Annotated in this window: 9 protein-coding genes and 1 pseudogene; 1 reads left to right on the forward strand and 9 read right to left on the reverse strand. The window is 40.4% G+C overall.

What is annotated here, in order from left to right; translation table 11 throughout:
- Positions 1–126: 126 nt before the first annotated feature.
- Positions 127–2,547, reverse strand: coding sequence for an SUMF1/EgtB/PvdO family nonheme iron enzyme (locus MSTHT_RS15425; RefSeq protein ID WP_181952170.1), 2,421 nt, complete (start codon positions 2,545–2,547; stop codon positions 127–129).
- A 301-nt stretch (positions 2,548–2,848) separates the two neighbouring features.
- The gene (locus tag MSTHT_RS08420) at positions 2,849–3,637 is read right to left on the reverse strand and encodes an SAM hydrolase/SAM-dependent halogenase family protein (protein WP_048167399.1); all 789 of its coding nucleotides are present in this window, start codon (positions 3,635–3,637) and stop codon (positions 2,849–2,851) included.
- Positions 3,638–3,751: 114 nt separating this feature from the next.
- Between MSTHT_RS08420 and MSTHT_RS08425 the strand changes: the two genes are divergently transcribed.
- Positions 3,752–4,933 (forward strand): DUF4367 domain-containing protein, encoded by a 1,182-nt coding sequence (locus tag MSTHT_RS08425; RefSeq protein ID WP_052721860.1) that lies wholly within the window; start codon positions 3,752–3,754, stop codon positions 4,931–4,933.
- Between the two features lie 99 nt (positions 4,934–5,032).
- On the opposite strand, the gene MSTHT_RS08430 is transcribed toward MSTHT_RS08425, so the two are convergent.
- The 7 genes and pseudogenes from MSTHT_RS08430 to MSTHT_RS08455 form a co-directional block, all read right to left on the reverse strand.
- Positions 5,033–5,776 (reverse strand): epoxyqueuosine reductase, encoded by a 744-nt coding sequence (locus tag MSTHT_RS08430; RefSeq protein ID WP_048167400.1) that lies wholly within the window; start codon positions 5,774–5,776, stop codon positions 5,033–5,035.
- Positions 5,777–5,862: 86 nt separating this feature from the next.
- Complete coding sequence (locus MSTHT_RS08435; RefSeq protein ID WP_048167401.1) at positions 5,863–6,330, reverse strand: methylated-DNA--[protein]-cysteine S-methyltransferase; 468 nt, start codon at positions 6,328–6,330, stop codon at positions 5,863–5,865.
- A 235-nt stretch (positions 6,331–6,565) separates the two neighbouring features.
- A complete protein-coding gene (locus MSTHT_RS08440) occupies positions 6,566–8,650 on the reverse strand; it encodes a M3 family oligoendopeptidase (protein ID WP_082086813.1) in 2,085 nt (694 codons plus the stop codon).
- A gap of 329 nt (positions 8,651–8,979) precedes the next feature.
- Entirely contained in the window at positions 8,980–10,266 is a 1,287-nt protein-coding gene (gene thiC / locus MSTHT_RS08445) for a phosphomethylpyrimidine synthase ThiC (RefSeq protein ID WP_048167402.1), read from the reverse strand.
- 288 nt (positions 10,267–10,554) lie between these two features.
- Positions 10,555–10,698 (reverse strand): annotated as a pseudogene (locus MSTHT_RS15525) (UPF0228 family protein); the annotation flags it as partial.
- A 142-nt stretch (positions 10,699–10,840) separates the two neighbouring features.
- Entirely contained in the window at positions 10,841–11,758 is a 918-nt protein-coding gene (gene aglJ, locus MSTHT_RS08450; protein ID WP_048167403.1) for an S-layer glycoprotein N-glycosyltransferase AglJ, read from the reverse strand.
- Positions 11,759–11,874: 116 nt separating this feature from the next.
- On the reverse strand, positions 11,875–12,426 hold the full coding sequence (locus MSTHT_RS08455; RefSeq protein ID WP_048167404.1) for a TATA-box-binding protein: 552 nt from the start codon (positions 12,424–12,426) through the stop codon (positions 11,875–11,877).
- Between the last annotated feature and the right edge of the window lie 16 nt (positions 12,427–12,442).

Consider the following 12,442-nt stretch of genomic DNA (forward strand, 5'->3'; position numbering starts at 1 on the left):
CTATTTTTTAACTTAGAGCGCTTAGCACCTCAGTTTCGGTGGCTTCTCACGCTTCGCCCTCAGGCTTCGCCATTTGGGATTAACCTCTACTTCAATTATTAACCTGAGAAGTAAGGTCGAAAGTGGTTACAGTTCCCTCAGGAGGCGGAAACCAAGATCTCTGTAGCGGCTGCCTTGGTCGTACCAGTAGCGGTGCGCTGACCGGCAAAGCCTGGGGTCGTAGTACCAGCTACCGCCCCGCAGGATACGGAAGGAGATATCTCCATCTTCCCAAGCACTGCCATCAGAAGGAGCTCCTTCGTAACTATTGTGCCATCTGTCCTGAACCCATTCCCAAACATTACCATGCATATCATAAAGACCCCAAGGATTAGGTTGTTTTTGACCAACAGGATGAGTTTTTTCCCTGGAGTTCTTATAATACCAGGCATAATCTCCGAGTTTTGACTCGTCATCACCAAAAGAATATCTTGAGGTAGTACCTGCACGGCAGGCATATTCCCATTCAGCTTCAGAAGGGAGACGGTACTTATCAGTGCCTTTTATTTCATTGAGTTTTTTGATAAACTTCTGAACATCATCCCAAGAAACAGATTCTACAGGTAGATCATCACCTTTGAAACTGGAAGGATTCATGCCCATAATTTTTTCCCACTGCTTCTGAGTAACCGGGTATTTACCAAGGTAAAATGAATTTTCGATTTTTACACTATGAACTGGCTTTTCATTATCATACTCATTGGACCCCATAATGAAATATCCCGCAGGGATCCGAATAAATTCGATTTCATCAAAAATAAAAGAAGGAAGCTCAGTACCTTTTTCCAGAGGTGCAACCACAGGTGAGATCTGCAACAGCTTGCTAAAGTCAAGGCCTGAAAGGGTAAAATCTTCTGGTTTTTTAAAAGGATCATTCCCTTGACAGCCGTATCTCAATAAATTGATCAACCTTTTATCTCTTGCCCACTTTTCCAGATTTTCATTATTATCTTCCGGAATTAACCCCGAGATTGATACATATTGTAATTGATCTAGAAGTTTACTATTAGAACCAAGAGCTGAAACCAGAGAAGGCCACTTTATGCTTATTGCCACGAATTTTGCTAATTTTTTACAGTTCCACATATTTCCGGGGTTGGTCCCCACATCATAACAAAAGAGGCCCGTTCTTTTCCCTATAGTTCTCTGAAAACGGAACTGATTTATAAACTGTTTTATCCGGCGAGGGTTATTATCCAGAGCAGGGGCAACCATTTCAAGAATCAGTTTTGAGGTTTCATAATCTTCCACACAATCCGTGTCATTCTGAATCTCCTGTTTATTTGATTCTGGTACAACAGTACTGGAGTCATTTATTACTGGCTTTTGTCCACTAGTTTCATTCTGTGAGGATTTGGTGTCACTCTCAAGAGATTCACGGGGGGCAGAATTATCCGATGAATCTCGTTTGTCCACAGCTTCTAGCTGCTTAGAGGAAGATTCTTTTTCATAGAAGGGGAAAAATTTTAAAAAATCAGTGCTTTTTGGACGAGGAACTCTAAAGGGGAGCTGGATGAATTTTTCAATGAATTCATACCCGTATTCAAGCCCATCGACATCTAAGAACCTGAAAACTTTTTCGTTTTTAGCTGCGAACCCTGCAGAGACAACTTTTCTATCCATTCCCAGGATAAAATAAACCTTTGGATCATCCGAGATCATCAGGTTAATTGCCTGCATTAGTTCTGCTGCCTTTGGGACTTCACAGCGGTCGAGATCGTCAATAAAAACATAGACTTTCGAATCTCCGACATAGGATTTGATTATTTTGTTAAAGTCGGAATGAAAGTGCTCTCTAAAAGATAGGCGTTCCTTGTAATTCGTATTTGATTCAAGCTTTTTTAGACCGAAAGGATCTCTAAACACATCTATAAACCACTTTTCGGCAGAAAAATAGCGCATGAGGCCCACAAGTGGAGTTAAGATCAATACAAGATTGGTTAAGTTTTCGATTAACTTATCACTTAACTTATCATCAATAAAGTCTGGTAAACGCATTCCAAGAGGATTCAAAATATAAGTAATAAACAAAAACGAAAATGAAAAAATAAGTACGAAAGAAAGAATGTTCCAGGAGAAATGAACAATAATTAAAAAATTACTTTTCAATTTAAGTTTGTATCTCAGATAAAACAATTTGAGCCTTGAATGTTGTAGACGTTTCCATGAAAGCTGCTTCGATAACTCATCCATGAAATTAAGTGCAAAAGAAGCCCATAACTCATCTTCCTTGTCATATTTCCAGGAATTGAACCATACAGTAAAATATTTGGTTTCTTTCTCAAGTTCATTTTTTTTGCTGATTTCCTTTCTTAACTGTTGCATGAAAGATGATTTACCACACCCCCACTGCCCCTCAATAGAAAGAGTAATCGGAGCTAAAGTTTCCTCAGAGGTAAGAAATTCTGCAATTGCCTCAACGTAAGGTTGAAATCCTAGTGAATCTTCTCCTGTTGGAGTGTCAATATGCACACAGTAAGATTCTGATCTCGACATATCGCCTACCAAAAGAATTAACTCCGTCTTTAATTCATTCATAACATATTTATACAGATCCTCTGAAATGGAATTTGAAGACTTTATTTTTTAAAGAAGCTCGATTCTTCTCAATTTTTTACTAACATGCATTATAAATATTTATTGAAATTATCAAATCATTAAAAAAGATTGAACAATATTTCCTATTTTTAATACAATTAGAAGAGATAATGCATTGAGATAAAAAATAATTTAACTCCGTTTATCCAGTATTCTTAGAGCTTCAGTTATAACCTACCTTACATTTAGGTCTGGACCATCCAGATTTATTTTAGAACACCCTTATTACCACCTGCTCTCCGCTCTTCAGCCCGAACTGACGCGCAGCACTTCCCTTGTTTACCGCAATTTCCAGGAAACCATGACTACCTATAAGGGCAAGGGGTTCTTCCTGCCCGACAAGACCGTAAGTCTGAACAAAGGATACCTTTCTGCCGTTTACTTCTATCTGTGAGCCGAAGGTGGAGAATTTTAAGATAACATCTGCCGGGATATTAGTGATTACATTCCCGAAACTGTCTGCAAAAATAACCTCCCCGACAAGAAAGGGTCCGTCAATCCCGAAATTTTCGAAATTAAGGTTCACAAAGTCCGATATTTCGGGCCCGACGGCATCGATAGGTGTACCTTTTGAGAGGTAGGCTCCAACTGGTGCAAAAATATCCCTTCCGTGGAAAGTTGCAGAAATTCCGGATTTAAGCATGAGTTCGGGATTTGTAATTTCGTGCACTTCCATCTTCCCAAGGCGGCACGCTGCAGGTATCAGGAGCCCGTTGTCTGGGCCGACAAAAAACTGTTCTTTTCCTTCATCACCTGCTTTAATAACAAGAGCGCGGCGGGAAGTGCCGACGCCTGGGTCGACTACGCCAATATGCACAGTCCCAGGAGGGAAATATTGAACAAGTGAATAAAGAGCGAAAGCTCCTTCCCGTATTCCAGCCTGCCGGATGGAATGGGTTATATCGACTATCTGCACCTCCGGGTTAATTCCCAGAATAATGGCTTTCATAGCTGCGGGATAAAGATCCCCAAAGTCAGTAGTCAGGGAAATTAAGGGCATAAATATCACTTGGTTTTTTTCTATTTTATCATATGCAGAAGAAGAAAATATATTAAGATGTGAGAGAGTACAGGCTAACATTAGGATATAAAAAATTGAGGAGGCTGTGAGGACATGAGGTATACAAAAATATTGCTTATACTGATTTTCATAAACCTTGCCCTTTTTGCATCAGGTTGCGAAGAGAAACTCAGTGCAGAAGAGATTGTAACAAAAATGAAGGAGAAAGAAGCCAGCCTTGAGGATTACTCTTGCACAATACACACAACAACATACTTCAGCGGGGAAAAAGATCTGGAAGAGGAAATCCAGATGATGTATAAAAAACCCAACCTTATGAGGACTTCTGGTGTAGAGGAAGGAAAAAAAGTCGAATCTGTATCGGACGGAGAGTTTGTATGGAGCTATGACGTTGAAACAAATACTGTCACTAAAATAAAATTGCCTGAGGAACCACTCATAACGGAAAAAGATTTTGTCAGTATCATAGGCAATTTACTGAATGAAAGCGAGGTTTCCATGCTCGGAGTTGAAGAGGTGGATGGAAGAAGTGCATATGTTCTTGAAGCCAGACCAAAAGCTGAGGAGAGTGTGTTGTCAGAGCTAGTTTCCCGGACAAAAGTATGGGTTGACAGAGAGACATGGATGGTACTTAAATCCAGTATGTATGACAATGAGGGAAACCTGTCAATAGACGTGGAAATACGCGACCTAAAAGTAAACACTGGGATTCCGGATTCAGAGTTTAAATTTGAGATTCCTGAAGGGGCAGAAGTAGTAACTGTGGATCTGGATGAACAATTCAAAATCCCTGAAAACCTGAGCCTTGAGGAAGCAAGACAGCAAGCTAGTTTTGAGATTCTTACCCCGGAATATATTCCGGATGGCTACGTGTTTAATTCAGCAACGGTACAGAAATACAACAATACAGCCTTCACAAATGAGAGTTCAGAAATTGTAACCCTTAGCTACCAGAAAGGAAATGAAAGCTTAGAGATAATAGAAACTGTTTATGAAAATGATCCAGAAGAAAATACTTCCATGCTGGAAGGCGAAAAGATCAGTATCAACGGAAGAGAAGCATATCTAAATGAATTCAGAGATCTGAAAATATTGCACTGGAAACTTGGAGAAATCGAAATAGATCTTATAGGGGATCTTGAGAAAGCCGAGATGCTGAGAATTGCTGAATCTATACGTGAACCCTCTACCGAATCATTACAGAAAAACGCTACTGTATCGCAGGATTCCTTTAATGAATCTGAATCCTCAAAAACTCCGCTGACAGCGGTATAAGCAACTATGTTGAAGTTCAACCGGCTCTGCCTCTCTGAGAAAGAAAATAATTAAAAATTACAGAGTTTGTATAGAAGAAGAAAAAATGAGTTTTTTGTTTCAGCAAGACCTGAGAGCGCAGGGTCCGGTTGCACATTTTCCACAGGCAAGCTGATTGAATTCGGGAAAAATTCTTGCATTTTCCTGAAGCAGCTTGAAACATTTTTCCTTATCAAGCCCTCTTGCAGTAAGAGCCTCAGCCGGACATCTATTCACACAGACGAGACACTCCTCTCCTTTTTTATAACGGCAGAATTCTTCAGCAGGACGGGGAGTGGGAGGTATTTCTGCTGAAATCAGTATTGTTCCGAAGCGGCCTGCACACCCGGCTTTTGTAATCAGCATGTGATGAACCCCAAAAGTGCCAAGCCCGGCTGCAAAAGCTGCACTTCTGTGGGACCAGGCAAAGTCAAAACCTCTATTTTTGTAATCAAAAGTAACCTCAGGCACGACTGCTTTTATGTCTTCCTTTGCCAGTTCAGCCTTCAATTTCTCATTGATTTCTCCGATCAGGCAGTCGGTCTCACCTCTAGCCTGAATCCATTCCTTTACAGGTTCCGGTGACCTCCAATTTAGCTTCACAAGGTTTTTTTCAAAAGGCAGAAAGAAGGAAACAACAGTTTTTGCCTCAAGGAAGATCTCTTTCGGGTTTAGGTGGTGAGGTCCAATAATTTTCTTCATCTCATCAAAAATAGGGTCATCGGCTGAAGCATATCCGACAATAGGTTCACGGTATCGAGTCTCAGTACCCGGATTTGTGGCGGCTGCTTTGATAATACTCTCTATCCTATTTTTAAGTCCCATATCAGTTTCTCCGGAAATCCAGTGAGAAGCATAACCGATAAGGGAAAATAATATTGAAAGGTCAGATCAAATGTTTCCCCTACAGTTTATCTTTTCTCAAGCTTTAATAAATATTCCTTAATATCCAGCCCACTTGCATAACCCGTAAGTTTTCCATCTGCCCCAATAACTCTGTGGCAGGGAATAATTATCGGTATCGGATTCCTGTTGTTTGCAAGCCCCACAGCCCTGTAAGCTCTGGGCTTTCCAATAGATGCTGCTATCTCTTTATAAGTGCGGGTTTCCCCATAAGGAATTTCACATAAAGCTTTCCAGACAGACTTCTGGAAATCCGTTCCCTCTGGAGCCAGTTTAAGGTTGAAAGATTTTAATTCTCCGGAAAAATAAGCTTCAAGTTGCCTGACAGCTTCTTTGAAAAAATCTGTGTTTTGTATCCAGTCCTTAGGAATATCCGCTTTCTTCTTGCCTTTCAGAAAAATAAGATGTTTTAACCCATCTTCGTTTCCTGCCAGAAGAATGGGACCTATTGGTGATTCGATTATATCGTAATACACTTTGTTTGTCACCTTTAGTGCGAATAGAAAATATTGTATCGTCCTAGTTGAAATGCTTATTCAATAGATGTCTATTCAATGATGTTTATTCAATAGATGTTTATCCAATAACTGGGTAAAGTAAGCTCTCTAAAGTAAACCAGATTAGAAAAATAATAAATTGAAGGTTAGGAACACTTAAACTCACAAGCCTTCTTAAGTTTTTTACCTGAACTCTTTACCTGAGGCATCAAACTCATTCTTTTTTATATTCACTTTTAAACTCGTTTTTCCAGAAAGTGCCCGAATAAATATTCAAGGTTTCTACTGCAGATTCAAATTCAGGGCTCTTCGCTTCTTTCTCCAGTTCATTAAGTTCCTGAATCCTCAATTCCACGACATCCATTGCATCCTCAAAAAGCTGTCTATTAATTACGATCCCGAAGTACTTTTTGAGTTTTTCTTCAGGCGGCATTGTTGAACCTGCCGATAGATATGCAATGTAATTTTCATTGAAAGTTTCAGGATCTTCTTTGTACTGTTTGAAAAGGGAGAGAGTTATTGCCTTTGAGATTGCATAGTTGAAGGTATAGTAGTTGTTTGTCAGATAAATATGATTAATAGCAGCCCATTCAGCTGAATTTACACCTGAGTCTTCAATGTAATATTCGACTGATTCACTCCCATACTCATTAGATAAATTTGTCCAGATCGCGTTGAGATCCTCGCCGCTGACTGTTCCGTTTTCAGCACATCGCTGGTGTGCTCTATATTCGAATTCCGCAATCATGGGCTGGCGAGTAAAGTAGTTCTGGTACTCCCCTATATGCTGAGAGAGAACATTAACTGCGGTCTTTTTATCAAAGTTTTGGATAACATGATCAATAAAAAGCTCTTCGTTGAAAGTAGAAGGTATTTCCATCTCGTAAATCTGTCCTGAGCAGTAGAGGTAATCGACAGAGTTCCCAATAAGGTAAAAGTTAATACCATGTCCCAGTTCATGAGTTATGGTTTTCTGATCTCTAATAATGCCATTGTAGTTGAGGAAAACAAGGGCAGGAGATTTCACAGAACATAATCCAATAGTATAACCTCCAGGCTGTTTTCCATGTTCAGGATCAGGATATACATCTACAAAATTACCAGTCACCATTCTTAAAAAGATTTCATTGAAACGAGGATCCATTTTGGAATAGGATTTCTGGATTTCCTGCAAGGCTTCGGTATATGTGTAGTTATTCCCAGGCTGATCTGTCAACTGAAGCATGAGATCATATGGTCTGAGGGCCTCAATCCCGAGCTTATTTCTCCTGAACTCGTTATATTCCTCGAATATACCTTTTCTCTCTTTAAAAACAGTGTTCATGTCATCAATCTGAGTACGGTTAAGATAGGAACTGTACAATGTGAAGTCATAAAAATCTGTATAGTTCAATTCCCGTGCAATAAGATCGTCAAGCTGAGCCTTTCTGGAATAGATAGATGCCATGGAATCGGATTCATTTCGCATATGGTAGTATCTCTTTTCATAACATCTCTTCCTGTTTTCCCGATTTTGATCTGTTGAGAGTAGAGTAGAGTAGGATTGGGAATTGACAGAAAAATTTTCCCCGTTCTCAAGTGTTATATTTCCTGCCATTGTAACGTTGTTTGTTACCTTCGACATCGCCTCAGTTTCCAATTTCATGCGCTGGTTTTCTAGCTCTGCAATGTATACAGCCTGAGATTCGTTCATTGCCCTGTGATCTGCGAATCTTCTGTATTTAGCTTCAAGATAAGGTCTGTACTCCTCAAGTTCAGGCTCTTCGGAAAAGAGTTTGTTCCATTCCTCATCATTGAGTGAAGTCAGCTTCACAACTGTAAATGAGTTGACTTTCCCGTACTCGGTAACCAGATTCTGGGAGTCCGTTAGAAGAGAAACAAAGAACGGGTCACTCACATTTTTACTAAATTGAGTATATGCATAAACGTAAAGAACCTCAAGAGATTTTGCGAACTCCTTTTCAGCATTCAGGAAGTCAAGTAAAACTGGTCCGGACAAATTTTCAAATTGTGGACGGAAAGTTTTGTTTATTTCCTCAGGCTTCTTTTTTAAGATCTCAAGTTCTTCCAGAGCTTCTTCCCTGCTGCTGAAAAGATAGGAATCATTCCACTCCGTAGTAACCTCATCGGGATCAAGTTTTTCAAATGTATATTCTTCGTTTATTACCTCAGATGAGTCCCCTAGCTTCGCAGCAGCCCCGCATTCTGAAAAAACGGAAAAGAACAGAAATATCCCAATAGTGATGAGTCCTTTAATTATTCTGAGAGCTATGAGCCCTTTAACTGATTTTATCCTCATAAACTACTACCCCTGACAGAATACCAAAATCATTATCCAAGTATTGTAAGAAAAGTTCCAGGCATTTTAATAAATTAGCAACAATAAGTTTAGATATTTTAAAAATAATGATGTAAAAAACTATCGATTTTAAACTGTTCTATAGATAAAAATGCGAAGCTGCAATTACATAGAAGCCCGAAAAGAAAGAAACGAAACTTGTCGAAAAAAGAGAAGCTATGTGCTTGAGAATTAATTAGATAATAAGATAGTCTCAAGAAATAGAATGATCCTAAAAGAAATAGATAAGTAAAGCCCGAAGGCTTCACTCTGAAATTTACAGTAACTGCTTATTTTGCGAGGTTATAGTTCTGGTTGACGATCTTGAGGGCACAGAAGTTCCCGCACATAGTACAGGTATCTGAGTCTTCGGGAGCCCTGCTGTCCCTGATTGCTCTTGCATGTTCAGGGTCGAGTGCAAGGGAATACATCTTTTCCCAGTCAAGTTCCCTTCTGGCTCTGCTCATATCAAGATCCCATTGTCTTGCCCTGTCAGGATACTTTATCATATCACCAACGTGGGCTGCAATTCTTGATGTCTTAACACCTGTAATCACGTCTTCAACGTTTGGAAGTGCAAGGTGCTCTGCTGGAGTCACGTAGCAGAGGAAGTCACAGCCATAAGCTGCGGAAACGGATGCTCCGATTGCAGTTACAATATGGTCGTAGCCTGGAGCAATATCTGTAACAAGAGGACCAAGCATGTAGAATGGCTTGTGACCGCTCATTTCTTTCATAAGCTTTACATTAGTTGCAATCTGGTCAAGTGGGACGTGACCAGGACCTTCGACAATGACCTGCACACCCTGTTTGTGTGCCCTTTCAGCCATTTCGGAGTTGATGATGAGTTCCTGGATCTGGGCACGGTCGGTTGCATCGTGGACTGCCCCTGCACGCATTCCGTTGCCTGTAGAAAGGACGACTTCGTGTTCCTTGAGGATCTCAACGAGGTAGTCGAAGTTTTCATAAAGCGGGTTTTCCTTTTCGTTGTGCAGCATCCAGGCGCTCATGAAAGCGCCACCACGGGAACAAAGTCCGCCGTACCTGCCGTGGGCTTTAAGCCTGTCAAGGGTGATGTTGTTGATCCCTGTGTGGATTGCCATGAAGTTGGTTCCGAGTTTTGCCTGGGCTTCGGTTGCATTGAAAAGCTCGTCTTCAGTCATATGCACAATTGAGCCGTACTTTCTTGCAGCTTCAATGAAAGCCTGATAGAGAGGCACTGAACCTACTGAAAGGGAAACGCTGTCAATAACTTTTTTTCTGATTTTAAGGAAGTCCCCGCCTGTACCGAGCTCCATCAGAGTGTCTGCACCTGCGGCTTCGGCAGCCTGAGCTTTCTTAACTTCCATTTCCTCATCAACAATGTCTGAGGATACGCCTATGGACGCATTGACCTTGGTTCTGAGCCCTTCACCTATACCGCAGATCTTTACCTCCCTGTATGGAGAAGTTGGAATAACGATTCTTCCGGCTGCAACACCGCGGCGGATGAATTCAGGGTCAAGCCCTTCATCCTTTGCAACAATCTTCATTTCCTCAGTAATAATCCCTTTCTTTGCATCTTCCACGATTGTCATATTATTAACCTCAAGCTTTCTATAATCTATAAAATTTGGTTGTAAGATTAAGCTGGAGTTAAGGCAAGGTTGAGTTAGAACATAAAAGGCGTGTAATTATATATAACACTTTTTAAAAAATTAACTTTAACTCTAATCAAGTTTACTTTACTTATATGCCTATAGGTGTTGAAAAGTATAGGAAATAAAATTAAAATAAATGTTTTATAAATAAAAGCTAAACTTCCTTTGAGTAAAAGGCAAGTAAAGTTGTTTTGGAGAAAACCGCACATTCAAAATTGCGTGTCTTTACCCTTCAGAATATTCAGGACTTACAGTTAAAATAGCTTCATCCATCTCAAGCTCGTGCTTTATTCTGATTGCATCTTTCTCCGAAATCCAGTTTACAGTTTTCTCCGAAATCCAGTTTATAGTTCCATCTTCAAAAAGAACGTAGCAAAAAGAGTAACTTTCTTATTTTAATCACAAATAAAGCTCTGGGCAAAGTTCTAAAAAAGTAAAATTTTAAACGCTGCTTTCCTGCGTTTATAAGGTATAGACCTGATAAACAATGAGCTTGAAGGATAGAGTATTCTTATTTTCTCTGTTTATTCATTTCCTTAATTAACTGAAGGGTTTGCCTGTGAAGAGTTAATATGAAATCGCTCAAGATTCCAAAGATGAACATCTGAAGACCGAATATGATTAGCAGGGATGTAAGGACAGAAAGGAGGGTATGGGTAATTCCATCTAGCCACTCAACTACCACAAAAGTTCCTGTAAACAGGCCTGCCAGAATAAAGATACAGCCTATAATTCCAAAATAAAACATGGGGTTATTCATTTTTGCAAGTCCGTAAATAGTAGTCCCAATTCTGAATCCATCTTTTATCGGGTTTAGCTTGGTTGTGCTTTTCTTACTTCTAGGGAGGTAAGTGATAGGAACTTCTTCAACCCTCTGCTTTTTAAGAACGCATTCCACGGAAATTTCGGTCTCGATCTCGAAACCTGTTTTGTTAAGTTCGAGTTCCCTTATACTCTCGAGCGTAAATGCACGGTAACCTGAGAGAATATCTTTTAATTCAACCTCATAAGCAATATCAAAAAACATGTTTATAAGATGGTTGCCCACAAGGTTGAGCTTTGTAAAGGCACCAGGGGAATAATTATTCAGCCGGTTGCCTATAACATGGTCAGCTCGGCCTTCCAGAATAGGCTTTAGGAGAGAATGGGCTTCACGTGCAAGGTATGTTCCGTCCCCATCAACCATCACGACATAAGGGTTTTCTATAAGCCCGATAGCCTGAATTACTGCCTGCCCTTTGCCTTTTCCGGTCTGCATGACAACTCTTGCACCTTCAGCCTCTGCAATTTGCCTTGTGCCGTCTTTGCTGCTCCCATCAATTACTAGAATATTGGAAAAGCCTTCCTGCTTGAAATCCTTGATAAGCTGTCCTATTGTCGCAGCTTCATTCAGGGTAGGAATAAGAATGCAAACATCTGCGCTGTTCACGTTTCACACATATCCTTTGCCGGCACCTCTACGCATGCCGCAGAATCCGTTTTATTGTAAAATTATATCAGGCACCTTATTTCCAGAAAAGGGTATATAAAGTATATTGAGGGTTCTTACAGAAGTCCCATGTTGTCTAGCTGCTGGCGGACGACTTCTACGCCTCTCTCGCAATCTTCAGGAGACTTGCCGCCTGTAACTACCAGTTTTCCGGAACTGAAGATAAGCACAACTACTTTGGGCTCATCAATTCTGTACACAAGACCTGGGAACTGCTCAGGTTCGTATTCGATATTTTCAAGCCCAAGCCCTATTGCAATTGCATTCAGGTTCAAAATAGTATGCAAGTCTGCGGAAGCAACGATGTTCTGGACAGTTATCTGGGGGTTCTCAACGGTCTTGATCCCGATACTGTTCAGCTTTTTCGCCATATTGCCTATAACTGTATGTACATCATCAACGTTTTTTGCCCCTGTACATACAACCTTGCCGGAAGTAAAGACCAGGAATGCAGCTTTAGGATCCGACACCCTGTAAACGAGTCCGGGGAACTTCTGCTTGTTGTACTCAGCTCCTTCGAACTCGGATTCAATAACATTTAAGTCGAATTCTTCAGCGAGTTTGGTGGATGCAACCACATTTTCGATCTTGATGCTAGATTCGCTCATTAGTCAACCCTCAGTA

Source organism: Methanosarcina thermophila TM-1, assembly GCF_000969885.1.
Lineage (GTDB): Archaea > Halobacteriota > Methanosarcinia > Methanosarcinales > Methanosarcinaceae > Methanosarcina > Methanosarcina thermophila.

Excerpts from the sequence above, each read along its gene's own strand:
- MSTHT_RS08455 (WP_048167404.1), bottom strand. The coding sequence starts at position 12,426 with ATGAGCGAATCTAGCATCAAGATCGAAAATGTGGTTGCATCCACCAAA.
- MSTHT_RS08430 (WP_048167400.1), bottom strand. The coding sequence starts at position 5,776 with ATGGGACTTAAAAATAGGATAGAGAGTATTATCAAAGCAGCCGCCACA.
- MSTHT_RS08425 (WP_052721860.1), top strand. The coding sequence starts at position 3,752 with ATGAGGTATACAAAAATATTGCTTATACTGATTTTCATAAACCTTGCC.
- thiC (WP_048167402.1), bottom strand. The coding sequence starts at position 10,266 with ATGACAATCGTGGAAGATGCAAAGAAAGGGATTATTACTGAGGAAATG.
- MSTHT_RS08420 (WP_048167399.1), bottom strand. The coding sequence starts at position 3,637 with ATGCCCTTAATTTCCCTGACTACTGACTTTGGGGATCTTTATCCCGCA.
- MSTHT_RS08440 (WP_082086813.1), bottom strand. The coding sequence starts at position 8,650 with ATGAGGATAAAATCAGTTAAAGGGCTCATAGCTCTCAGAATAATTAAA.